The 22,471-nt window shown below is 65.7% G+C and carries 20 protein-coding genes and 2 tRNA genes; 8 read left to right on the top strand and 14 right to left on the bottom strand.

Features of this window, described 5'->3' with window-relative positions; translation table 11 throughout:
- Window positions 1–158: 158 nt before the first annotated feature.
- The 5 genes from M1E07_RS15010 to M1E07_RS15030 form a co-directional block, all read right to left on the bottom strand.
- Window positions 159–1,130, bottom strand: coding sequence for a hypothetical protein (locus tag M1E07_RS15010; RefSeq protein ID WP_461187433.1), 972 nt, complete (start codon window positions 1,128–1,130; stop codon window positions 159–161).
- A gap of 303 nt (window positions 1,131–1,433) precedes the next feature.
- A tRNA-Met gene (locus M1E07_RS15015) sits at window positions 1,434–1,507 on the bottom strand.
- 61 nt (window positions 1,508–1,568) lie between these two features.
- A tRNA-Thr gene (locus M1E07_RS15020) sits at window positions 1,569–1,640 on the bottom strand.
- A 339-nt stretch (window positions 1,641–1,979) separates the two neighbouring features.
- The gene (locus tag M1E07_RS15025) at window positions 1,980–4,079 is read right to left on the bottom strand and encodes a DEAD/DEAH box helicase (RefSeq protein WP_461187434.1); all 2,100 of its coding nucleotides are present in this window, start codon (window positions 4,077–4,079) and stop codon (window positions 1,980–1,982) included.
- 406 nt (window positions 4,080–4,485) lie between these two features.
- A complete protein-coding gene (locus M1E07_RS15030; protein ID WP_461187435.1) occupies window positions 4,486–5,142 on the bottom strand; it encodes an MOSC domain-containing protein in 657 nt (218 codons plus the stop codon).
- A 168-nt stretch (window positions 5,143–5,310) separates the two neighbouring features.
- On the opposite strand from M1E07_RS15030, the gene M1E07_RS15035 reads away from it, so the two are divergent.
- From M1E07_RS15035 to M1E07_RS15050, 4 genes are read left to right on the top strand one after another with little or no spacing between them, the layout of a single operon-like run.
- On the top strand, window positions 5,311–5,907 hold the full coding sequence (locus M1E07_RS15035; RefSeq protein ID WP_461187436.1) for a Tat pathway signal protein: 597 nt from the start codon (window positions 5,311–5,313) through the stop codon (window positions 5,905–5,907).
- Between the two features lie 2 nt (window positions 5,908–5,909).
- Window positions 5,910–7,121, top strand: coding sequence for a glutathionylspermidine synthase family protein (locus M1E07_RS15040; protein ID WP_461187437.1), 1,212 nt, complete (start codon window positions 5,910–5,912; stop codon window positions 7,119–7,121).
- The gene (locus M1E07_RS15045) at window positions 7,118–8,623 is read left to right on the top strand and encodes an APC family permease (RefSeq protein ID WP_461187438.1); all 1,506 of its coding nucleotides are present in this window, start codon (window positions 7,118–7,120) and stop codon (window positions 8,621–8,623) included. The genes M1E07_RS15040 and M1E07_RS15045 overlap by 4 nt, the downstream gene beginning before the upstream one ends.
- The gene (locus M1E07_RS15050; protein ID WP_461187439.1) at window positions 8,620–9,795 is read left to right on the top strand and encodes an acyl-CoA dehydrogenase family protein; all 1,176 of its coding nucleotides are present in this window, start codon (window positions 8,620–8,622) and stop codon (window positions 9,793–9,795) included. Before M1E07_RS15045 ends, M1E07_RS15050 begins: the two co-directional genes overlap by 4 nt.
- A gap of 22 nt (window positions 9,796–9,817) precedes the next feature.
- Here M1E07_RS15050 and M1E07_RS15055 read toward each other — a convergent pair whose 3' ends face one another.
- The 5 genes from M1E07_RS15055 to M1E07_RS15075 form a co-directional block, all read right to left on the bottom strand.
- Window positions 9,818–10,588, bottom strand: coding sequence for an SDR family oxidoreductase (locus M1E07_RS15055; protein WP_461187440.1), 771 nt, complete (start codon window positions 10,586–10,588; stop codon window positions 9,818–9,820).
- A 24-nt stretch (window positions 10,589–10,612) separates the two neighbouring features.
- Complete coding sequence (locus M1E07_RS15060) at window positions 10,613–11,995, bottom strand: MFS transporter (RefSeq protein ID WP_461187441.1); 1,383 nt, start codon at window positions 11,993–11,995, stop codon at window positions 10,613–10,615.
- Between the two features lie 172 nt (window positions 11,996–12,167).
- Window positions 12,168–13,331 (bottom strand): cystathionine gamma-synthase, encoded by a 1,164-nt coding sequence (locus tag M1E07_RS15065; RefSeq protein WP_461187442.1) that lies wholly within the window; start codon window positions 13,329–13,331, stop codon window positions 12,168–12,170.
- Between the two features lie 27 nt (window positions 13,332–13,358).
- Window positions 13,359–14,744: a cystathionine beta-synthase gene (locus tag M1E07_RS15070; protein WP_461187443.1), complete on the bottom strand. Its 1,386-nt coding sequence runs from the start codon at window positions 14,742–14,744 to the stop codon at window positions 13,359–13,361.
- 35 nt (window positions 14,745–14,779) lie between these two features.
- On the bottom strand, window positions 14,780–15,187 hold the full coding sequence (locus tag M1E07_RS15075; protein WP_461187444.1) for a VOC family protein: 408 nt from the start codon (window positions 15,185–15,187) through the stop codon (window positions 14,780–14,782).
- A 161-nt stretch (window positions 15,188–15,348) separates the two neighbouring features.
- Here M1E07_RS15075 and M1E07_RS15080 point away from each other — a divergent pair, with 161 nt between their 5' ends.
- The gene (locus M1E07_RS15080) at window positions 15,349–16,332 is read left to right on the top strand and encodes a DNA-3-methyladenine glycosylase family protein (RefSeq protein WP_461187445.1); all 984 of its coding nucleotides are present in this window, start codon (window positions 15,349–15,351) and stop codon (window positions 16,330–16,332) included.
- 8 nt (window positions 16,333–16,340) lie between these two features.
- Here M1E07_RS15080 and M1E07_RS15085 read toward each other — a convergent pair whose 3' ends face one another.
- A complete protein-coding gene (locus M1E07_RS15085) occupies window positions 16,341–18,041 on the bottom strand; it encodes an AMP-binding protein (protein WP_461187446.1) in 1,701 nt (566 codons plus the stop codon).
- Between the two features lie 114 nt (window positions 18,042–18,155).
- On the opposite strand from M1E07_RS15085, the gene M1E07_RS15090 reads away from it, so the two are divergent.
- On the top strand, window positions 18,156–18,434 hold the full coding sequence (locus tag M1E07_RS15090) for a putative quinol monooxygenase (protein WP_461187447.1): 279 nt from the start codon (window positions 18,156–18,158) through the stop codon (window positions 18,432–18,434).
- A 78-nt stretch (window positions 18,435–18,512) separates the two neighbouring features.
- On the opposite strand, the gene M1E07_RS15095 is transcribed toward M1E07_RS15090, so the two are convergent.
- Window positions 18,513–18,926 (bottom strand): thioredoxin family protein, encoded by a 414-nt coding sequence (locus tag M1E07_RS15095; RefSeq protein ID WP_461187448.1) that lies wholly within the window; start codon window positions 18,924–18,926, stop codon window positions 18,513–18,515.
- Between the two features lie 150 nt (window positions 18,927–19,076).
- Window positions 19,077–19,631, bottom strand: a complete 555-nt coding sequence (locus M1E07_RS15100; RefSeq protein WP_461187449.1) for an acyl-CoA thioesterase — start codon at window positions 19,629–19,631, stop codon at window positions 19,077–19,079.
- Between the two features lie 78 nt (window positions 19,632–19,709).
- Between M1E07_RS15100 and M1E07_RS15105 the strand changes: the two genes are divergently transcribed.
- Complete coding sequence (locus M1E07_RS15105) at window positions 19,710–20,441, top strand: potassium channel family protein (RefSeq protein ID WP_461187450.1); 732 nt, start codon at window positions 19,710–19,712, stop codon at window positions 20,439–20,441.
- 359 nt (window positions 20,442–20,800) lie between these two features.
- Window positions 20,801–21,853 carry a LysM peptidoglycan-binding domain-containing protein gene (locus M1E07_RS15110; RefSeq protein ID WP_461187451.1) on the top strand — a complete coding sequence of 351 codons (1,053 nt, stop codon included), beginning with the start codon at window positions 20,801–20,803 and terminating at the stop codon, window positions 21,851–21,853.
- A gap of 185 nt (window positions 21,854–22,038) precedes the next feature.
- Here the strand turns inward: M1E07_RS15110 and M1E07_RS15115 are convergent, their stop codons facing one another.
- Window positions 22,039–22,470 carry a CBS domain-containing protein gene (locus M1E07_RS15115; protein WP_461187452.1) on the bottom strand — a complete coding sequence of 144 codons (432 nt, stop codon included), beginning with the start codon at window positions 22,468–22,470 and terminating at the stop codon, window positions 22,039–22,041.
- Window position 22,471: the final 1 nt, after the last annotated feature.

Consider the following 22,471-nt stretch of genomic DNA (forward strand, 5'->3'; position numbering starts at 1 on the left):
TTTCCCCCATCCGTCCGATGCGGCAAAGCTACGGGGAAACAATCAACTTGTCACGCTTCTGCGCCTGGCGGATCCCGGAGACAAAAACGGGGGCCGGCGAAATCTTCGCCGGCCCCCGCGGGACCTTCCGTTTAACCCGGTATCGGGTTCGCTGTTACCTACTGCTTGACCAGCACATTTCCGTAGCCGGCATCGCACTTGCCGTCGTGGAGGACGCCGGCGCCGGGCGCCACTGCGTAGTTGCTTGCGGGGTGAAAGACAGCGGTGCCGACGTTTGTCACCCTGTTCGCGCACGCGTTGGCAGCGTCGGCGTCCACGCTCTCGCCGCCGATCCACATGCCGATCCAAACGGTGGAGTTGGTGCGGTGATCGTCGGCGCCCTGGTGGCATGGCCCGCCCTCCCGGTCCCTGCCGTGGCCGCAGATGTCTTCGACGATGAAGTAACGGCGGACGTCCGGAAGGTAGATCCTCGTTCCGGCGGGGAAGTCCAGTACGTCCTGCCCGGTGGCGAGGGACTCCACGGCGATGGTGATCGGGTCCTCATAGGTGCCCGTGCCGCCGTCGGCCGTATGCGGTCCCCCGTGGCTGATGGCATCCGAGTCCGCTGCGGTGTTGTCGTACCAGGTGTACGCCGCCGTGTAGGCGGTGGTGACACTGCGCTCCGAAGACGACGACGGAACGGCGGGTGCCGCTGCCGGCTTCGGGGCCGCGGGAACAGCGGCAGTCGGGGCGGGAGCGGGCCCAACTGCCGGCGGGCGTCCCGCTGCCTGCTCCAGTGCGGCTGCTGCCTTGGCCGCTGCGGCAGCGGCGGCCTTGGCCTTTTCTGCTGCGGCGTCCGCCTCGATCTTCTTCGCCGTCTCGGCTGCCACGGCTTTTCCAGCCTTCTCAGCTGCGGCGGCCGCGGCTTGCTTGGCCTTGTCGGCTTGCTTCGCCTTCTCGGCAGCGGCACGCTGGGAAATTCCTACCTCGGAGGACGACGTTCCGCCCCAGGCGCTGGAGCTGGCTTCGATACCGGCATTGGCCTCAACAGGTTGTGCGGATGTCGCGGGGGTGCCGGTTCCGGCACTACACGCCGAGGTGGCGAGTAGGACCGAGAGCATGCCGGCGGCCAGCAGAGTATTTCTGCGCATGGAAAACTAAGCCTCTTCATGGGAGTGCGGAACGGGCAGACCCCTTGGGAATGTCCTGCCCTGAGTTGGTCACGGTCTGCGGAACACCAAGGCGCTACTGCCTGGGGACCTACCACACGCAAAAGCGCTGAGAACGCTTTCGTCAGGCGTGTGCTCTGACCGGTGACCTAAACGTTACATGGCCCGGCGAAGAAGAAGCCAATCGGTGATGGACCGGCCCCGGCGGCTTACCCGCTGCTTGAGGATTGGTTCCGGTTAACTGGAAAACCCCCGGAATCTCGGGGATTCCGGGGGCTTAGCCTGTAGCGGTGGGGAGGCTCGATCTCCCGACCTCACGATTATGAGTCGTGCGCTCTAACCAACTGAGCTACACCGCCACGAATGAGAAAAACCTGCGCCAAGCCGGTCAAAACCGCCCTGACACAGGCCCTCATTCAGAGCCCCCCACCGGAATCGATCCGGTGACCTCGTTCTTACCAAGAACGCGCTCTACCACTGAGCTAGGGGGGCAACGAGTAAATACTCTACCGGAAGATTTTCCTCCCAACAAATCGGCGCCAAGAGTGGTTCCGCAGCTGCGTGTCAGGTCTTCCACCGCGCTGTTTTCCGCGCCATTGCGGGGATCGGCGTTCCCCTGGCGGTCGCGGAAACCGGCCCCCAAGCACGTTTCGGAGCCGCTCCGGGGTACCAATGTGTTCAGGCACACACCTGCGCGGGGTTTTCTGACAGATACCGGGACGTGAGCCGCCCCGAAGTCCCGGCATCTGTCCAAAAACTCCATCGGGTTAAACGCTGGTGGGCCGGCTCGAAAGCCGGCCCACCAGGGGAACGTGTCAGGCTACCTGACGGTTACCACTTGCCCTTGCGGTTGAAGTCGCGCTGACCGCCCTCGTTGCCGTGGCGGGGCTTGCGGGAGCCGTCGCCGTGGCCGCCGAAGCGCGAGTCACTGGTTTGGCCGCGGCTGGAACCGCTGTCAGCACCAAAGGAACGCTCGCTGTACGAACGGCCGCCGCGGTCCGCGGAGCTGCGCTCGCCGTCGTTCTTCCGGTATTCCTTCTTGAACCCGCCGCTGCCCTTGAAGTTGCCGCCACGGTCGCCGCCGCGGTTGCCCTGGTAGGCGCCACGGTCGCCGGAGGGCTTGCGGCCGTTGTCCAGCTCAAGGTGGATCAGCTCGCCGCCGATCCGGGTGCGGGACAGGGCACGCAGCTGCTCGGGGCTCAGGTCCGCCGGGAGCTCCACGAGGGAGTGGTCCGAACGGATGTCGATTCCGCCGATCTGGGCCGAGGAGATGCCGCCCTCGTTGGCAATGGCGCCCACGATGGAACCGGGCATGACGCGCTGGCGGCGTCCCACGGCGATCCGGTAGGTGGCATTGCCCTCGGTGAGGGTGCGGGTCGGTCCACGTGAGCCGAAGCCGTCCTTGGACCGCTCGCGCTTCTGGAACTCAGGAGCTGCCGGCAGTTCCTTGACCAGCAGCGGCTGGCCGCCCTGTGCCATGACGGCAAGGGCAGCAGCGATCTCCGCGGCCGGCACGTTGTGCTCTTCCTCGTAGGAGGCGATGAGGTCGCGGAACGCTGAAACGTCCTCGGAAGCGAGGGTCTCGGTGATCTTCTCGGCGAACTTTCCCAGGCGCAGCGTGTTCACGGTTTCCGCAGTGGGCAGGTGCATCTGCTCCACCGGCTGGCGGGTTGCCTTCTCGATGGAGCGCAGCAGGTACTTCTCCCGCGGCGTCATGAACAGGATGGCGTCGCCGGAACGGCCTGCACGGCCGGTGCGGCCGATGCGGTGCACGTAGGACTCAGTGTCGTGCGGAATGTCGTAGTTGATCACGTGGCTGATGCGCTCGACGTCAAGGCCGCGGGCGGCGACGTCGGTAGCAACGAGGATGTCGATGCGGCCTTCCTTCAGCGCGTCCACTGTGCGCTCGCGCTGCTGCTGCGGAATGTCGCCGTTGATCGCTGCTGCCTGGAAACCGCGGGCCTTCAGCTTGTCAGCCAGGTCCTCGGTCGCCATCTTGGTCCGCACGAAGGCGATAACGCCGTCGAACTCTTCAACCTCGAGGATGCGGGTCATGGCGTCGAGCTTGTGAGGGCCCATAACCTGCAGGTACCGCTGGCGGGTGTTGGCGCCGGTGGTGGTCTTGGACTTGACGGAGATCTCTGCCGGGTTGTTCAGGTACTGCTTGGACATGCGGCGGATCTGGCTCGGCATGGTGGCTGAGAACAGTGCCACCTGGCGGTCCGAGGGCGTCTGCTGGAAGATCTGCTCCACGTCTTCGGCGAAGCCCATGCGGAGCATCTCATCGGCCTCGTCCAGCACCAGGTACTGGAGTTCGGACAGGTCCAGGGAACCCTTGGAGATGTGGTCGATCACACGGCCCGGGGTACCAACAACAACCTGGGCACCGCGGCGCAGGCCGGCGAGCTGGGGGCCGTAGGCGGAACCGCCGTAGACGGGCAGGACGGTGAAGTCGTCGATGTGCTTGGCGTAGGAGGTGAAGGCCTCGGCAACCTGGAGTGCCAGTTCGCGGGTGGGAGCCAGTACCAGGGCCTGCGTCTTGCGGGACGGGCCGTTGAGGTCGTGAAGCTCGGCCAGGCGGGACAGTGCCGGTACTGCGAATGCTGCAGTCTTACCGGTTCCGGTCTGGGCGAGGCCCACAACGTCGCGGCCTTCAAGCAGCAGCGGGATGGTTGCAGCCTGGATGGGGGACGGCTTTTCGTAGCCGACATCCTGCAGGGCAGCGAGGACACGGCCGTCGATGCCGAGATCGGCGAACTTGGTGCCCTCTTCGTCTTCCCCGGGGCTGGTTGCGGGGGCGGCGGGCGCTTCGACAGAAGCGTCGGCTGCGGGGGCGGGCTCTGCTGCGGGAACAGCGGCCTCAGTGAATTCGACAGCGGCGGTTTCGGAGTTTGCCGCTTCGAAGGTGGCGTCGTTTTGATTTTCGGGCATAGGAGAATATTCCTCATCCATAGGGGGCCAGGCGGCACTACCCGAGGTGAGCGGAGCCGCAGTACGTGTGCCGTGGTTGCCGGGCATACATTGACCGGCCGGTCACATAGAAGTCCGGCGCTTTCGCAATCCCGTGGCAGGACTTCCCGCTGCATCTCTTGGCTGCTATCCCAGCAGTCTGTACAGCGTTTTCTTTAGCCGGCTCTCCCTATGAAAATGCCCGCTTCACAATTGCGGGCCCCAACACTTACCAGTCCTGCCTCAAAAATTGGGCAGGAATAAGGGATTTCCGGAGTGGGGGATGTTTCAAGTGTAGGGCACGGACCTGCCCCAGCGGTAATCCGGGGCACGACGGCGGCGGTGAGCTTGCGCACACGGCTCCCCCGCCGGCCACCCGGGTGAGCAGTTACCGGCCCAGCTGCCGCTCGAGCGCCGCGAACTTCTGCCTGAACTCAGGCTGCTGGAGGCGGATCCCGCCCTCGGCCTCGGCGTCACGGAGTGCTTCCATGGACTCCCGGTCCGGTTCGCTGAACCACTTGCCCACGGTGACCCCGTGCTTCGGGACGTACAGCCGGTGGATGTGGTCGCCTGCCCGGATGGTGCCCACCCGCACCACGCGCAGGTACGCCCCTACCCGGCCTTCCCCGGTGAAGCGTTTGACGAACTGCGGCTCACCCATCCGGCGCTGGAAGGTGGCGCAGGGTGTGCGCGGCGACGTGACCTCCACTTCCACGTCCAGGCCGATCTTCCAGCGCTCCCCGATCAGGGCCCCGGTGGCGTCGATCCCGGCGACGCGCAGGTTCTCGCCGAAAATCCCCGGCGGCAGGTCGCGCCGGAGCTCCTTTGCCCAGAAGTCGGCGTCCGCCTGTGAGTAGGCATAGATGGCCTGGTCCGGGCCGCCGTGGTGGACCCGGTTCGCCTGGATGTCGCCCTGCAGGCCCAGCTTGTGCACCTTCACCGGCCCCTCCACCGCACGCTTGTCGATGGCGGTCACCCCCACATTCGACGCATCCGGCAGGAGCTGGTGGACACGGCAGACGGCGAGCACAGAGGCGGTTTCCATGGCTCCAGTGTAGGGATCCGGCGCCCCTCCGGCCCGGCACACCGCCATGGGGAGTTCTCCCGGGTTGCTTGCTCGCAGCAGCGGTCTGCAGGGACTACGCTGATTTGAGGATTGCAATTGGGGGTGCAGCGCTGTGCCCAATTGACGTGGACTACAGAGGGGGACGCCATGGACCCGAACAAGGATCCGGACAACGAGCCGCAAAGCGACGGCGGCCGGCCCCCGGGCGAAGGCAGTGCCCCCAAGCCTCCCCCCTGGCAGGTGCCCAAGCCGGAGCTCCGGCCGGACCTCCTCAACGAGCCCGTCACGCCGGTGGACCCCTTTGCCCGCGACCGGGAAAAGCAGCTCAACGAGGCTGCTGCCCGGAAGAAGCGCTCCCAGCGGCGGACCGTCGTCGTAGGCCTGGGCGTCACCGCCCTGCTGGCGGGCACCATCACGGCAGTTGTAGCCAGCAACCAGGACGATCCGGAGTACGCACAGGTCTGTTTCAACGACGAAACCGGCGAGCGCGTGGAGGACACCAACTGCAACAGCTCCGCCGGACGCGGCGGCGGCATCTACGCCTGGTACTTCTTCTCCCGCGGCGCGTTCGTGCCCGCAGTGGGACAGAACCGGTCCACAGCGCCGAACTTCAGCAGGACAGTTCCCAGCGGCGCGAAGGCATCCACGGGGTACAGCACCCAGGGCGGCACCGTCAGCCGCGGCGGGTTCGGCACCACCGCAAAGAGCGGCACCAGCGGCGGCGGCAAAGTCTCGGGGGGCTGAGCGTGAAGCGGTTGTTGAGCGAGCCCCGGCCCGGGTGGAAGCAGAAGATCGAAGAACAGGGCCTGGTGTTCTCCACCACCACCATGCCCGACGGGCGCAGGATCGAATACTGGAACGAGGCCGCGTACTACGAATTCACCGGGGACGAGGTGGAAACCCTCGAAATAGCGGCTGAGGACATGCACAAGATGTGCCTGGAGGCAGCACGGTTCCTCGCGACCGGCGCTATGGGGAACATCGGCATTGGATCCCAGGCATTGGAACTGGCCGCGGAATCGCTTCAGGCCGGGGACGTGGATGTCTACGGCCGGTTCGACTTCATCTACGACGGGCAGGGCGGCCCCGCCAAGATGCTCGAATATAACGCGGACACCCCCACCGGCCTGATCGAGGCCGCGGTGGCCCAGTGGTTCTGGCTGCAGGACGTCTTCCCGGACAAGGACCAGTGGAACGGCATCCACGAAGCGCTGATCCGGCAGTGGAAAAAAGTGCAGTACCGCACCGGCATGAGCACCCTGCACGTGGCGCACTCGGAAGTCGAGGAGTCCGGTGAGGACTGGATGACGGCCGGTTACATGCGGGACGTGGCCAGCCAGGCAGGCTGGACCACCATCGGCATCAACATGTCCGATATCGGCTGGGACCCCAACCTGAACCGCTTCGTGGACATGGACAACTTCATGATCAGCACGCTGTTCAAGCTGTACCCGTGGGAGCTGATGATGAAGGAACCGTTCGGTCCCCGCCTGCTGCAACGCGCCCACAATCCACGCTGGGTTGAGCCGGCCTGGAAGATGCTGCTCTCCAACAAGGCACTTCTCGCGGCGCTGTGGCACCTTTACCCCGATCACCCCAACCTGCTGCCCGCATACCTCAACGAACCAGGGCCGCTCAAGGAATGGGTGGCAAAGCCGCTTCACGGCCGAGAGGGCGACAACATCAAGATCCACGCCCAGGGCATCAACCTCGAACAGCCCGGCGGATACGGCCGCGAGGGCTGGTGCTACCAGCAATACCAGCCGCTGCCGGATTTTGACGGCAACCACCCCGTCCTTGGCCTCTGGGTGGTGGACGGTGAGTCCGTGGGCTGCGGGATCCGGGAATCGGACGGCCCCATCACTGACTACTTCTGCAGGTTCGTGCCCAACACCATTGACGCTCCGGCCCCGCTCTCGGCCGCGGCCCATTCCAGCAAAGCAGGTATCGCACTATGAGCACAGAAACCACGACGGCGGGAGGACCGGGCGGCGCGCCCGGCACCAACGTCCCGCCCAAGGGTCTCCGCGCCGGCATCCTGGACCTGGGCGACTCCGTCATGCTGGGCCTGGCTTCCACGGCGCCGGTCTATTCGCTCGCCGCCACCCTGGGACTCATCGTTGCGGTGAACGGGAACTACACGCCCCTGATCCTGCTGCTGGGCTTCATCCCCGTCCTGTTTATCGCCTATGCCTTCCGTGAGCTCAACAGCGCCATCCCGGACTGCGGCACCACGTTCACCTGGTCCCGGCGGGCCTTCGGGCCGTGGGCAGGCTGGCTGGGCGGCTGGGGCGTTGCGCTCGCGGGCATGGTGGTCCTCGCCAACCTCGCGCAGGTGGCGGGCCAGTATCTGTGGCTCCTGGTGGGTGACGGTTCCCTGGCCGACAACAAGGCGGTGGTCACCGTCACGGGCGTGCTGTTCATCGCCGTGATGACGCTGGTCAACTACCGGGGCATCCGGCTGGGCGAGCACGTCCAGCGTGTCCTGACCTATGTGCAGTACATCGCGCTGGGCATCTTTGCGCTGGCCATTGTGGTGGGCATTGTGGCGGGTTCGGCGGCCGGGGAAACCACCATCCAGGCGTTCGATTTTGAGTGGTTCAATCCTGCCGGCGCCTTCGCCGATCCTGGCGCGGTGGTCCACGGCGCGCTGCTTGCCCTGTTTATCTACTGGGGCTGGGACACCTGCCTGGCGGTTAATGAGGAAACCGAAAACCCCTCCACCACCCCGGGCCGCGGGGCCGTGATTTCCGCCTTCGTGCTGGTGGCCATCTACTTGTCCGTTGCGCTCCTGGTGATGATGTACGCCACCGTTGGCACTGACGGCATCGGCCTGGGCAACGAGGCCAACCAGGACGACGTCTTCCTGGCCATGAAGGACGTGGTGCTGGGACCCTGGGGCTGGCTGATCGTCGTTGCGGTCCTCGCCTCGGTGCTGTCCTCCACGCAGACAACCATCCTGCCCACCGCCCGCGGCACCCTGTCCATGGGAGTCCACGGCGCGCTGCCCGCAAAGTTCGGGCAGGTGCATCCGAAGTACCAGGTCCCAGGTTTTTCCACCCAGGTCATGGGGGCCGCGGCCATGGCCTACTACGTGGTGATGAGCTTCCTGAGCGAAAACCTGCTTTCCGACTCCATCAGCGCCATCAGCCTGTTCATCGCCTTCTACTACGCCCTCACCGGCTTCGCCTGCTTCTGGTACTTCCGGGACACGCTGCGCGGGTCCGCACGAAACCTGTGGTTCCGGGGCATCCTGCCCCTGGTGGGCGCGCTGTTGCTGACCGCCGCCTTCTTCATCTCGGCCGTGCAGATGTGGGACCCGGCGTACGGCGATACCCAGATCTTCGGCGTCGGCGGCGCCTTCATCAGTGGCGTAGTGCTCCTGGCCCTGGGCGTGGTGCTGGCCGTGCTCTGCCGGTTCCTGCCCGCAACCCGCGGCTACTTTGTCGGACGGCCATGACATCAGACCTGTCCGATGTCCTCGCCCTTGATTCCCTGCTGACTGCGGACGAACTGGCCCTCCGGCAAAAAGTCCGGGACTTCACGGACCAGCGCATCAGGCCGGACATCGCCCGCTGGTATGAAGATGCCGTCTTTCCCCTGGAAATTGCCCCGGAACTGGGTGAGCTCGGGGTGCTGGGGATGCACCTGACGGGCTACGGCTGCCCAGGCAGGTCCGCCGTCGAGTACGGCCTGGCAGCGATGGAACTGGAGGCGGGCGATTCCGGAATCCGCACATTCGTTTCGGTGCAGGGTTCGCTGGCCATGACCGCCATCCATACATGGGGCAATGAGGAGCAGAAGCAGGAGTGGCTCCCCAGGATGGCCGCCGGGGAGGTCATCGGATGCTTCGCCCTGACCGAGCCTGCTGCCGGTTCCGATCCGTCCTCCATGACCACCTTCGCCCGTCGCGACGGGCGGGGCGACGACGCCGGCTGGGTGCTGAACGGGGCGAAGCGCTGGATTGGGCTGGCCTCGGTGGCGGGGGTGATGGTGGTGTGGGCCATGACGGACGTCGGCGTGCACGGCTTCCTGGTCCCAGCCGGAACGCCCGGCGTAACCGCCACGCCTATCACCCGGAAACTGTCCATGCGCGCGTCCATCCAGTGCGATGTGGTGTTCGACGACGTCCGGCTGGGACCGGAGGCCCTGCTCCCGGCGGCGCGCGGCCTGCGCGGCCCGTTCACCTGCCTGAACGAGGCGCGGTACGGCATCGCCTGGGGCGCCATGGGTGCTGCCCGCGACTCCTACCAGGCAGCGCTGGCGTACTCGCAGGAGCGGCTCCAGTTCGGCAAACCGCTGGCCGGTTACCAGCTGACCCAGGAAAAGCTGGTGAACATGCTGCTCGAGATTCAGAAAGGAACAATGCTGGCACTCCACCTGGGCCGGCTGAAAGACGCCGGCAGACTGCGGCCGGAGCAGATTTCGCTGGGCAAACTGAACAATGTGCGCGAAGCCATCCGCATTGCCCGCGAGGCCCGGTCCGTCCTGGGCGGCAACGGGATCACGCTGGATTACCCTCCGCTGCGGCACGCGGCGAACCTGGAGTCGGTGCGCACATATGAGGGCACCGACGAGGTTCACACCCTGATCCTCGGCCAGCACATCACCGGCCTTGGTGCCTTCCGCTGATCCCCGCAATCCCAACTTGGGGTCAGGCGGAGAAGCCGCCGTCGGACTTGATGAGCTGGCCGGAGACCCACCGGCCGGCAGGTGAGAGCAGGAACGCCACCGTAGCGGCGACGTCGGCCGGGGTGCCCAGCCGGCCGGTGGGCTGGCGTTCGACGACGGCCTGCCGGATCTCGTCTGTCATCCACCCGGTGTCCACCGGACCCGGGTTGAGGACGTTGGCGGAAATGCCCTGCGGACCCAGCTCCCGGGCGGCCGCGACGACGATCCTGTCCAGCGCGCCCTTCGAGGCGCCATAGGGAAGGTTGAACGCTGTGTGGTCACTGGTCAGCGCAACGATCGCGCCGCCGTCGTTCGTTGCCTGCCGCGCGAACGCGGCAATCAGCTGCCAGCTGGCGCGGGTGTTCACGGCAAAGTGGCGCTCAAACGATTCCAGACTGGTGTCCAGGATGCCGGAGTCGACGGATTCGGCGTGGCTGAGCACCATCCCCTGCAGCGGGCCGGCGAGCTGTACTGCTTGGGCCACCAGCCGGTCCGGGACACCGGGGTCCTGAAGGTCGGCCGGGATGACGTGGGCACGGGCGCCGATGGCTTCGAGCTCGGCGGTCAGCCGGACCAGATCCTCGGGTTCACTCCCCCACGGCATCCGGGCATCGTAGTCCTGCCAGTAGGACAGGACCAGGTCCCAGCCGTCCGCCGCGAGCTGCCGGGCAATGCCGGCACCGATACTGGCCAGCCTTCCGGCACCCGTGATCAGGGCAGTATTGCGGGCAGCGCCATGGATAGGGGGTTCCATGGCACCAGCCTAATAGGCGCGCTGTTAAGCCACGGGGACCGGCTCTTCCCGCGGGGCGGCATGCCGGCGGATGGTGGCGCTGATGACGGCCGCGATGGTGCACATCGCGGCTGCGCCGAACCAGGCGTAGGTGTACTGGCCGGTGGCATCCCTGATGGCTCCGGCGCCCAGTGCAGCCGCGGCCGCTCCGAGCTGGTGGGCCGCGAAGACCCAGCCGAACACTACGCTGCCGTCCGCTCCGAAGGTCTCCCGGCAGATGGCCGCTGTCGGCGGGACAGTGGCCACCCAGTCGAGGCCGTAAATCACCACAAAGACGATCATGCTGGGCTGGATTTCGGCGCTCAGGAGCAGGGGCAGCACCAGCAGTCCGATCCCGCGGAACTGGTAATAGACGGCGAGCAGGATTCGGGGGTTGAACCGGTCAGTCAGCCACCCCGAGGCGATGGTGCCCACGATGTCAAAGAGGCCGACGACGGCGAGCAGGCCGGCGGCAGTGGTTTCGGGCATGCCGTGATCGTGGGCTGAGGGAATGAAGTGGGTGCCGATCAGCCCATTGGTGGTGGCACCGCAGATTGCGAACCCGGCCGCCAAAGCCCAGAACGTGCGGATGCGGCTGGCCCTCTTGAGGACCTGCAGGGCGCGCACCGCAGCGTTGCTTCGCCGGCCCGTCTCCTCCAGTGGGGACTGCGGCAGCGCCTCACCGGCAGGGGCAGTTTCACCGTAAGGCAAGGCCCCGACGTCGGCCGGGGAGTTTTTGAGGAACTTCAGCACCAGCGGGACTACCGCCAGTGCTCCCGCGGCGATTAACAGGGACGCCTGCCGCCAGCCGGGATCCTGGGCCAGCATGGCGATAAACGGAAGGAAAACCAGCTGGCCGGCCGCGCTGCCCGCGGTCAGGATGCCGATCACCAGCCCACGGCTCTTGACGAACCAGGTGTTGGCAATGGTGGCGGCGAAGACCAGCGCCATCGACCCGGTTCCGAGGCCAATCAGCAGGCCCCAGGTCAGCAGGATTTGCCATGCCTGGTTGACCAACACCGTCAGGGCGCTGCCCGTTCCGATCAGGACCAGCGCGGTTGCCGTTACTGCCCGGATGCCGAAACGCTCCATCAGGGCAGCCGCGAACGGTGCTGTGAGCCCAAAGAGGACCAGGTTGATGCTGACAGCTGCCGACAACACAGTAGTGGACCAGCCGAACTCCTGCTGCAGCGGCACCATGAGCACCCCCGGCGCGGCCCGGAACCCCGCAGCTCCTACCAGGGCGAGGAACGCTACCGCCGCAACAATCCAGGCGGGGTGCAGACGGCGCTGGAAGGCTGGCGGGGATGGGGTCAGGGATCTTTCGTGCCCATCAGACACGGTTGCCTCAGCCGGCGCTGCTTCTTCGTCCGGTATCGCGGTACTCATGCGGCTGCTTCTTTCCCGACTCAGCGGTGGACAGTTCAATGGGCCGCTCCGACCTGAAAGCCAGCCTAGGGTTCCGGGACGCGAGATGACACTTGACGGCAATCCGGCCAGGCAGAACTGCCGCGAAGTGTCATCTCGCGCGGGGTTGGAGGGAGGAGTTGCGGAAATCCGCTTAGGGCAGGGAGGTGAACGCCTGGTCGAGGTCCGCGATCAGGTCCTCCACGTCCTCAATTCCGCACGAAAGCCGGAGCAGGTTCACCGGAACGGCCAGCTCAGTGCCCTTCACCGAGGCGTGTGTCATCTCCGAGGGGTAGTTCATCAGTGACTCAATGCCGCCCAGCGACTCTGCCAGCATGAACACGGACGTGGACTCGGCCACCTTCCGGGCTGCTGCCTCACCGCCCTTAAACTGCACCGACACCACGCCGCCGAAGCTTCTCATCTGCTTCCTCGCCAGCTCGTGGCCAGGGTGGGAGGGCAGGCCTGGATAGAGCACAGCCTCCACTTCGGGGCGTTCCTGCAGCCATTCCGCCACGGCCTGGCCGTTGAGGCTGTGCCGGTCCATCCGCACGCCCAGGGTCTTCAGGCCGCGCGTGGTGAGGAAGGCGTCCATGGGCCCTGAAACTGCGCCTACGGCGTACTGGACGAAGCCGATCTTCTCCGCCAGCTCCGCGTCCTTGACCACTACGGCGCCGCCCACCACATCAGAGTGGCCGCCGATGTACTTGGTGGTGGAATGGACTACGACGTCGGCACCCAAGGCCAGCGGCGTCTGCAGGTAAGGCGAAGCGAAGGTGTTGTCCACCACCAGGAGGGCACCGGCGTCGTGCGCTATGCCTGCGAGCGCGGCGATGTCCGTGATCTTCATCAGCGGGTTGGACGGCGTCTCCACCCAGACGAAGCGCGTCCTATTGGCGGCGACGGCCTGGGCAACGGCGTCGAGGTCTGCCATGTCCACCGGGGTGTTGCCGATCCCCCAGCCGCCCAGCACCCGGCTGATCAGCCGGTAGGTGCCGCCGTAGGCATCGTTGCCGAGCACGATGTGGTCCCCGGGGCGGGTGAGGGCGCGGATCAACGAATCCTCGGCTGCGAGCCCGGAGCTGAAGCTGTAGGCGGAGGTGCCGCCTTCCAGCGCGGCGAGCTGTTCCTGCAGGGCGTCCCGGGTGGGGTTACCGCCGCGGCTGTACTCATAGCCGTCCCGCAGCCCGCCGATGCCGTCCTGGGCGTACGTGGTGGCGAAATGGAGGGGCGGGATCACAGCACCGGTGCGCGGCTCAAAGTCCTGGCCGGCGTGCACCGCACGGGTGTTGAAACCTTGGTTCTGCGGGACGGACATGATGCTCCTTATCGGGGTTGAAGCAGTTCAGTTGCTGAGGTAGGCCAGGAGGTCATGCCGGGTGAGGATTCCCACCGGGGCGCCAACGAACGTGACCATCACGGTGTCCACGTCCGAGAGCAGCTCCCTGGCCGCTGAGATGGTTTCCAGGGACCCGATGACGGGCAGCTTGGGTCCCATATGCTCGGCGATCTTGTCCGTCAGCTTGGCCTCGCCGCGGAACAGTTTGGCCGTAAGCGTGCGCTCATCCACAGCGCCCAGCACCTCGCCCATCACCACCGGCGGCTCCTGGGACAGGACCGGGATGTGGCTGACGCCGAACTCGTTCATGATGTTGATGACATCGCGGACGGACTCGTTCGGGTGGATGTGCACCAGGTCCGGCAGTTCGCCGTTCTTGGACTTGATGACCTCGCCGACCGACGTTTCCTCGCCGCCGGAGAGGAAGCCGTAGGACCGCATCCACTGGTCATTGAAGATTTTGGCCAGGTAGCCGCGGCCGGAATCCGGAAGGATGACGACGACGACGGCGGACTCCGGCAGGTCCCGCGCCGCCTGCAGTGCGGCCACCACAGCCATCCCTGAGGACCCGCCCACCAGCAGCCCCTCCTCGCGGGCGAGGCGGCGGGTCATGGCGAAGGAATCAGCGTCGGTGACGGCGATGACCTGGTCCGGGACGGACTTGTCGTAGTTCCCAGGCCACATGTCCTCCCCCACGCCCTCCACGAAGTACGGGCGCCCGGTGCCGCCGGAGTAGACCGAACCTTCGGGGTCGGCGCCGATGATCCGGACCAATCCGCCGTCGGACTCAGGCCTGTTCGCCGAGACTTCCTTGAGGTACCGGCCGGTGCCGGTGATGGTTCCGCCGGTGCCGGCGCCGATGACACAGTGGGTGACCTTGCCGTCGGTGTCGCTCCAGATTTCCGGGCCGGTGGTCAGGTAGTGGCTTCCCGGCGCTGCCGGGTTGGAGAACTGGTCCGGTTTGTAGGCGCCGGGCGTTTCGCGCACCAGCCGGTCGGAGACGCCGTAGTAGCTTTGCGGGCTGTCCGGCGGGACGGCGGTGGGTGTCACCACCACTTCCGCTCCGTAGGCCTGCAGGACAGCCCGTTTGTCCTCGCCCACTTTGTCCGGCACCACGAAGATGCACTTGTAGCCCTTCTGCTGGGCGACGAGCGCCAGGCCCACGCCGGTATTGCCGGAGGTGGGCTCGATGATGGTGCCGCCGGGCTGCAGCTTGCCGTCCCGCTCGGCATCCTCAATCATCTTGGCCGCGATGCGGTCCTTGATGGATCCGCCCGGGTTCACGTACTCCAGCTTGACCAGGACAGTGGCCTTGATGCCCTCCGTTACGTGGTTGAGCTTGATGAGCGGGGTATTGCCGATGAGGTCCAGGACGGACTGGGCGTACTTCATGGATACAAAGCTACCGCTTTCGCAGGCGCATTCCGCTACCCCGCGGCCTGTGCCTGCTGGTCCGCGGGAAGGTTCTCCCAGAGGCCCATGACATTGTTCTCGGGGTCCTTGAAGTAGGCAAAGTAGCCCATCCCGGGAATCTCGCTCTTGGGCATGACCACCGATCCGCCGAGTTGCTCCACCGTCTGAAGCGTGGCGTCAATGTCCGGCACGTCCACTGTGATGACGGGATTGGTGATCTGGCCCTCCCTGGCCATCATGCCGCCGTTGATGGCGCCCGGTTGCGTTGGCTGTCCCGTGGACTCATCCATGGGGGTGGTGATCACCATGTTGTAATCCATGCCCGGGACCGGATCGATCCGCCAGCCGAGAGCCTCCTGGTAGAACTTCCGTGCCCGCTCCTGATCGTCCGCGGGAATTTCAAAATGTACTACTCCACCCATTGCGCTCACCTCGAAGCTCGAAGGGAAGGCGCAGACGCCCCGCGCCACACCTGGGATTCTAGTCCTTCACCCTGCCCGCAGCTCCCCGTACGTTGACAAAACTCCGGCGCCAAACCGACCCGGCAGGCGTATTGTCAGCCTGCCGTGGGACGATGGCTGGTATGAGGATTGCAGAGGCACCTGCGCGGCTGGCGGCCGCTGCGGACGCCTCATTCCGCTGGTATCCGGGTGGCCCGTATGACCTCGGCCGGACGCTGGGCCCGCTTTTGCGCGGCAACAGCGATCCGTCCTTCACCGTTCAGGGAAGCGTCATCTGGAACGCCTTCACAACTGCGGAAGGGCCGGCCACCGTGAGGTTCAGCCCCGCAGGCAGTGAGGACCTGGAGTTCCGGGTGGACGTGCAGGCGTGGGGACCGGGGGCCGGCGCAGCCATCGGCTCAGTGCCCCGGCTTCTGGGCGCGGATGACGACTGGCAGGACTTTGACCAGCCTGAGTTCCACGCCACGCTCCCCCACCTGGTCCGGGAGGCTCGACGGCGGAGCCTGGCCCTCCGGCTCCCATCCAGCGGCCGCATGATTGACCAGCTCGTACCGATCATCCTGGAGCAAAAAGTGACGGTAATCGAGGCCCGGAGGGCCTACCGTTACCTGGTGCACCGCTACGGCTCCCCGGCACCGCAGGCAGGACTATTGGCTCCCCCGGGACTGACGCTGGCGCCCACGGCTGGGCAGTGGCTGCAAATCCCCAGCTGGGAGTGGCACAAGGCCGGCGTGGGGCCGCAGCGCGCGGCGACGGTGATGCGGGTGCTGCGTTCCGCCGTCGCGCTTGAGCGGCTGGCGGCGCTGCCGGCGCCGGAGGCGGCAGCGAAGATGCAGGTTATCCCCGGGATTGGCATCTGGACAGCGGCGGAGGTGGTGCAGCGCACCCACGGCTGCCCGGACTCGATCTCCGTGGGCGACTACCACCTGGCTGCCTACGTGGGCGCAGCGCTGACCGGCCGGCGGACGGACGACGCCGGCATGATCCGGCTGCTGGAACCGTGGAAGGGACACCGGCAGCGCGTGGTGCGGATGATCCAAAGCAGCGGCTTCCGCAAACCCACGTTCGGTCCGAGGATGACCATCCAGGACCACCGCCGGCACTAGAGAAGCGGTCAGAGTCCCAGCCTCGCCACGGCCTCCTCCCGCATCTCCACCTTGCGGATTTTGCCGGAAACGGTCATGGGGAAGCTGGCCCGGACATCCACATAGCGGGGAATCTTGTAGTGGGCCAGCTTGCCGCGGCAAAATTCGGCAACGGCGTCCGCGTCCAGCGGCTCCGCACCCGGTGAGAGGATGACGCAGGCCATCAGTTCCTCCCCATAACGGGTATCGGGGACGCCGATGACCTGCACGTCCTGGATCGACGGGTGGGTATAGAGGAACTCCTCGATCTCCCGGGGATAGATGTTTTCCCCGCCCCGGATCACCATGTCCTTCATGCGCCCTTCAATGACCACATAGCCTTCTTCATCCATCCGGGCCAGGTCGCCGGTGTGCATCCAGCCGTCTTCGTCAATGGCCTCCGCGGTTTTCTCCGGCTGGTTCCAATACCCTTCCATCACTGCGTAGCCGCGGGTGCACAGCTCTCCGATCTGTCCCCGCTCCAGGACGTCGCCCGAGCCCGGATCCACAATTTTGCTTTCCAGGTGCGGCATGGTCCGTCCCACGGTCTCCGTGCGGTGCTGCAGGGTGTCACCGTCCCGGGTCATGGTGGATACCGGCGAGGTTTCGGTCATTCCGTAACAGATGGCAACATCCCGCATGTTCATCTCCGAAATAACCCGTTTCATCACCTCGATGGGGCACAGCGAGCCGGCCATCACGCCGGTGCGGAGAGTGGACAGATCGTAGGAGGCAAACTCCGGCAGCGCGAGCTCGGCGATGAACATGGTGGGCACCCCGTACAGGGATGTTCCGCCGAAGTCCTGGACCGCCTCCAGGGCAGCGGCTGGGTTGAAGCCTCGGCCCGGGACGATGGTGGCGGCCCCGTGGCTCAGCGCGTTCAGGTTGCCAATCACCATGCCGAAGCAGTGGTAAAACGGAACCGGGATCACCACCCGGTCGTGCTCGGTGTAGCCGAGCAACTCCCCTATTGAAAAGCCGTTGTTCAGGATGTTGTGGTGGGTGAGCGTGGCCCCCTTGGGGAAACCCGTGGTCCCGGAGGTGTACTGCAGGTTGATCGGATCGTGCGGGCCGAGTTCGGCCATGCGGGCCCGCAGCCCTGAATGTCCGACGTCGTCCGCCCGCCTCAGCAGCTCGGCGTACGTCAGCTCCGAGTCGCTGAGGGGGATGCCGGCGTCGAGCCCCTCGCCGCCGGGGCCTTCCCCGTTGAGCCCTTCCGGGGCGGGCAGGAACACAAGTTCACGCAGGTCCGGGCACTGCGCGAGTGCATTCCGGGCCATGCCCACATAATCGCTGTTCCGGTCCGAAGGGGCGGTGACCAGCATCCGCATGCCGTTTTGCTTCACCACGAACTCGAGTTCGTGGCTGCGGTAGGCGGGATTGACGTTGACGAGGATGGCGCCGGCCTTGGCCGTGGCGTACTGCAGCAGCGTCCACTCGGCGCAGTTCGGGCTCCAGATCCCCACCCGGTCACCCTTGGCGATGTCCAGGGCGAGGAGCGCACGCGCCAGCCGGTCGACGTCGTCATTCATCTTGGCGTAGCTCCACCGCCGCGCGTCAGCGCCCGGGACCGGGGCCGCCTCAATCAGCGCATCGTGAAAAGGGAATTTGGCCACCATCTGCTCAAAGTTCCCGCCGATGGTCTCCTCGAGAAGCGGGACGTCAGTGTCCCCGGCTGTGTAAGCACGCATGATGGCACGCTACCAAGCGGCCCCCACCAAGAAAAGCAAAAACGAGGCGCAACAGTCCGGCGGCCTGCGTAAACAGCAATAGGCCTGCAGTCGCTGGCCGGTATTGTGAAATCCATGAGTTCTCCCATTGACCTGCAGGCAACGTTCATCCCCAACGACGGCGAGTTCTACCGTGTGAAGCTGGCCCTGGAAATCGCCATCGACGAGGTGGTGAACGAAACCGGCTGCATCCGTTACGAGCTCACCGAAGCCACCGAGGAGAAACTGGTCCTCACTGAGCAGTGGGCGTCGGAGGAGGACCTGGCCAAGCACTCCAAGGGCATTGCGGTTCAGGACCTGAACGAATCCCTGAGCGCCCTGCTGGCTGAGCCGGTCAAGCTGGAGCGCCTCTGACGTCCGGCCGGTAAAACCAGTCAAAGCGAAGCGGCGCCCTCCTTGTGGAGTGCGCCGCTTCAGAGTTTTAAGGGATGGTTACGCTTCGGGAATCTGCGTCCCGTCCTGCGGGCCGGCTGCGGCAGCTGCTTCCTCGCGCTGGCGCGCCACGTGCGCGTGGACCTCGTCCATGTCCAGGGCCTTGACAGCGTCAACCACCTGTTCGAGCTGCTGTGAGTTCAGGGCGCCGGGCTGCGAGAACACCAGCACTTTTTCGCGGAAAGCCATCAGCGTGGGAATGGAGGAGATGCCTGCCTCGGCTGCGAGCTGCTGCTCGGCCTCCGTGTCCACCTTGGTGAAGAGGACATCCGGGTGCTTCTCGGAGACGGTGGAGTACGTGGGCCCGAACTGCTTGCAGGGGCCACACCATTCTGCCCAGAAATCCACCAGGACAATGTCGTTGCCCTCGATGGTCGATGCGAACTGTTCACCTGTGATGTCAACGGTAGCCATGTGTCAACGGTACGCGTGGCAGGACGGGATGTCGCGGCCCTGGACCGTTTGTTCGCTTCCCGCGTCATTGGGAATATCCTGCCCGCTTGCATATCAGCGAGGCCAGGGACGCTCATTCCGGGGGTCACAAGGTTCAGTGCCTGGCACTGTTCAGGGGCGCGGGTCCCAAAGGTGCGGCGCGGGCCTCCGGGTTCCCGGCAGTGCGCTGGAAGCGCGCCACTCATGGACCCAGCCGGGAAGCACCAGGTCCGCCGGCGGCTGGCCGAACTCCCGCAGGATGTCCTCCTGGCTGACGGGCCTGCCCTTGTGGACCAGGCGGGTGGCGATGTAGGCGCGGGCGTAGATCTCGCCGTCGGCCACCATGCGCTGCTCGAAGTAGATGGCCTTGGCGTCCAGGCCGATGATGCGGGTTTCGATGGTGTACTGCTGCCACAGCCGAAGGGACTTCCGGAAGGTGATGGTTTCCGCGGAGACCACCGGACCCCAGCCCCGGCGCCGCATCCGCTTCCACACCCCGCTCCGGGCCATCAGGTCGAACCGGCCCAGGTCCAGCAGGGAAAGGTACATGCCGTTGTTGACGTGCATGGCGATGTCGATGTCCGTGGGCAGCACCCGCAGCGGCAGCGAGGAACTGTCCCAGACCGCCAGCGGCGGGCGGCGGGAAGAGGTGAAAAGCAGCAGGATGGTGCGTAGAAGCAGGTGCATCCGACAATGTTACCTGCGGGTAACATCCAGCGGGATCAGGGCCGGAAAGGTCCCTCCGGTCCGCGTAGGATTTGCTGCATGACCCAACAACGCTACCGGGACCTGGCGGACTGGCCGCTTACGATGACGGCGCTCATCTTCCTGGCAGCGTATGCGTGGCAGGTGATCGGCCGCCTGGAAGGCAGCGGGGCGTTTTGGCTGGAAGCCGTAATGTGGGCTACCTGGGGCATCTTTGCAGTGGACTACATCGCCAACCTGTGGCTGGCGGATGACAAGAGTAGCTGGTTCTTCCGGAACCTGCATGAACTGCTGATTGTGGCCCTGCCGTTCTTTCGGCCGTTGCGCCTGCTCCGGCTGGTGACACTGCTGTCCGTACTGCACCGGACGCTGGGAGACACGCTCCGGGGTCGCGTGGTCACGTACGTGGCGGGCTCTGCCACCATGCTGGTGTTTGTGGGCGCCCTCGCCGTCCTTGACGTGGAACAGTCAGTCCCGGACGCCAAGATCGTCACCTTCGGTGACGCCCTGTGGTGGGCCATGACCACCATTACCACTGTCGGCTACGGAGACATGTATCCCGTGACCCCCATCGGGCGGATGGTCGCGGCCGCCCTCATGATGAGCGGAATTGCCGTCCTGGGCGTGGTCACAGCCTCCATCGCGTCCTGGCTGGTCCAGCGTGTGGAGGACACCGCCGACGCGGTCGCCGATGCTGAGGAGCCGGTCCGTACCGAGCTGGCGGAACTAGTGGCTGAAATGGCTTCGCTTCGCCGCGAAATCGCTGAGCTGAAGGACCAGCACAGCCGCTAGTGCAGTGGTTGCGCGGTAAATAGCGGGCATCCTGCCAGCTTGAGCAGCTGGGCAGGAACGCCCAAGTACCGGACCCCAAATATTCGGGTAATCCCTACTGATGCCCGCGCCTTGCCGATTTCCTAGACTCGGGATTCCTAGGACCCAACATGTGCTGGCCTGTTCACCGGATAGCTTCCGGATGGCAGCGCCTTTTCGCGGAGCTTCCGTATTTTCTGGGTATGCGGACGCCTCCATCATGTGCCGATGGCGGCCTGGTCTGAAACGGGACCGCCGGGTGCATCACACCTCGATCCGTCCCGCCTTCGCTTCGTGCGCCTGCAGCTGCCCGGCCGGGACCGAACCTCGATGGGCTACCCATGAACTTTCAACCCACAGATCCACCAATCCACGGTTTCACTACCGATATCCCCCGGTCTGACCTGACCGCCGGCCGGCCCACCATCAGCAACAAGCTCTGGGCCGGGATGGCCGCCGTTGCCGTGGTGGCGGCCGTGGGAGTCGGTGCGCTGGCTGCACCTGCCGCCTCCCTGTTGCAGGATACGACGGCGGCTGCTCCCTTTGCCGGGGCGGCCCCCGAAGCAGCCGCCGGCGTTGAAGCCGCGGGCGAGGCCGGTTCCGCCGGCGATTCCTCCGGAAGCTCCGCCGGCGTTGGACAGGAGCAGGCGGCCCTGCCCGCAGACGCACCTGTGGCTGCACCGGCAGCGGCACCGCCTTCAGCGGAAACGCCGGCGGAGGCACCTCCGGCACCACCCGCCGTCGAGCCTGCGCCCGCCCCTAAGCCACCAGCAGCACCTGCCGCAGAATCCAACCGGTACACGGTGGGACCCGGCGATACGGTTGGCGCCATCGCGGCCAGGTTCGGGGTGGACATAAACGCGATGCTTGCCGCCAACGGGCTAAGCGCCTCCAGCATCATCGTTCCGGGACAGACATTGGTCCTGGCCGGTCCAGCCGTTGCCGCACCCGCGGCGGCGGCCGAACCGGCCACCGCTCCCGCACCGGAAGCTGCACCGGCAGCGGCTCAGGCGCCCGCTGCCGCTCCTGCCGCTCCTGCCGCTACTGCCGCTCCTGCCGCTCCTGCAATCCGTACCATCTACGTGGCCGGTGCCGGCGGGCAGTCCATGGTGGACGCCTGCATCGGACCCATCCACTACACCCCCAACGACGGCTACTCGCTCTTTATCACCGAACATGACTTCTGCGGCGGCTGGGCGCGCTTCTCCGGAATCGGGGTGGGTGAGACAGTAAGCATCCCGGGCTACGGAACCTACAAGGCAACTGCCAGGGGCCAGGTGCCCAACCCGGGAACCACCAACGACGTCATCGCAGTTTTCGGTGGTTTCCCGCGGGCGATCCTGCAGACCTGCATACCGGGGACCAGCCAGATGCTCCTGATCGCACTGAACTGAAGATACTGAAGTGCCCGTGCTGAACTGATCGCGCTGAACCCACGGGGCAGCTTCCTAAGCTTGTCCGCGGCTCCTAACCTTCAAGGCGGGGAGCTGCGGACAAGGCCATGAACGGGCTTGAAGTAACGCCACGGAAAGGGCTCCGTGGCGTTAGTTTGAGGGAAAATTCCGCCGGGAAGCCCTGGCTAGGCGTTCATCCGTTTGCGTTCCGAGATGTGCTCCACGAGCTCACCCACACGCTGTTCGGAGTAATTGCGGGCGATGTCTCCCTGGCTGATGATTCCCACCAGCTTGTGGTCGGCAATGACCGGGAGGCGCCGGACCTGGTACCTCTCCATCATTTCGATGGCGGCATCAACGTTAGCGTCGGCATCGACCCAGTACGGCCGGCCAGAGGCGAGGTCGCGGGCCATCATCTCGCGCGGATCGCGCCCGGCGGCAACGCACTTAAGCACGATGTCGCGGTCGGTGATCATGCCCCTGAGCTTGCCGTCGTCACCGCAGATGGGCAACGATCCGCAGTCCAGGTCCAACATCATCCGGGCGGCATCGGCGAGGGACTGGTTTTCCCTAATACACTGTGCGTCCGTAGTCATGAATTCACGTACGGCACTCATT

This window comes from Arthrobacter sp. Z4-13 (assembly GCF_054792705.1).

Bases quoted from the DNA above. Each gene is read 5' to 3' on its own strand.
- M1E07_RS15080 (WP_461187445.1), top strand. From the start codon at position 15,349: ATGAGGATTGCAGAGGCACCTGCGCGGCTGGCGGCCGCTGCGGACGCC.
- M1E07_RS15045 (WP_461187438.1), top strand. From the start codon at position 7,118: ATGAGCACAGAAACCACGACGGCGGGAGGACCGGGCGGCGCGCCCGGC.
- M1E07_RS15025 (WP_461187434.1), bottom strand. From the start codon at position 4,079: ATGCCCGAAAATCAAAACGACGCCACCTTCGAAGCGGCAAACTCCGAA.
- M1E07_RS15075 (WP_461187444.1), bottom strand. From the start codon at position 15,187: ATGGGTGGAGTAGTACATTTTGAAATTCCCGCGGACGATCAGGAGCGG.
- M1E07_RS15065 (WP_461187442.1), bottom strand. From the start codon at position 13,331: ATGTCCGTCCCGCAGAACCAAGGTTTCAACACCCGTGCGGTGCACGCC.
- M1E07_RS15105 (WP_461187450.1), top strand. From the start codon at position 19,710: ATGACCCAACAACGCTACCGGGACCTGGCGGACTGGCCGCTTACGATG.
- M1E07_RS15055 (WP_461187440.1), bottom strand. From the start codon at position 10,588: ATGGAACCCCCTATCCATGGCGCTGCCCGCAATACTGCCCTGATCACG.
- M1E07_RS15095 (WP_461187448.1), bottom strand. From the start codon at position 18,926: ATGGCTACCGTTGACATCACAGGTGAACAGTTCGCATCGACCATCGAG.
- M1E07_RS15100 (WP_461187449.1), bottom strand. From the start codon at position 19,631: ATGCACCTGCTTCTACGCACCATCCTGCTGCTTTTCACCTCTTCCCGC.
- M1E07_RS15110 (WP_461187451.1), top strand. From the start codon at position 20,801: ATGAACTTTCAACCCACAGATCCACCAATCCACGGTTTCACTACCGAT.
- M1E07_RS15090 (WP_461187447.1), top strand. From the start codon at position 18,156: ATGAGTTCTCCCATTGACCTGCAGGCAACGTTCATCCCCAACGACGGC.
- M1E07_RS15050 (WP_461187439.1), top strand. From the start codon at position 8,620: ATGACATCAGACCTGTCCGATGTCCTCGCCCTTGATTCCCTGCTGACT.
- M1E07_RS15115 (WP_461187452.1), bottom strand. From the start codon at position 22,470: ATGAGTGCCGTACGTGAATTCATGACTACGGACGCACAGTGTATTAGG.
- M1E07_RS15010 (WP_461187433.1), bottom strand. From the start codon at position 1,130: ATGCGCAGAAATACTCTGCTGGCCGCCGGCATGCTCTCGGTCCTACTC.
- M1E07_RS15085 (WP_461187446.1), bottom strand. From the start codon at position 18,041: ATGCGTGCTTACACAGCCGGGGACACTGACGTCCCGCTTCTCGAGGAG.
- M1E07_RS15070 (WP_461187443.1), bottom strand. From the start codon at position 14,744: ATGAAGTACGCCCAGTCCGTCCTGGACCTCATCGGCAATACCCCGCTC.
- M1E07_RS15030 (WP_461187435.1), bottom strand. From the start codon at position 5,142: ATGGAAACCGCCTCTGTGCTCGCCGTCTGCCGTGTCCACCAGCTCCTG.
- M1E07_RS15060 (WP_461187441.1), bottom strand. From the start codon at position 11,995: ATGAGTACCGCGATACCGGACGAAGAAGCAGCGCCGGCTGAGGCAACC.
- M1E07_RS15035 (WP_461187436.1), top strand. From the start codon at position 5,311: ATGGACCCGAACAAGGATCCGGACAACGAGCCGCAAAGCGACGGCGGC.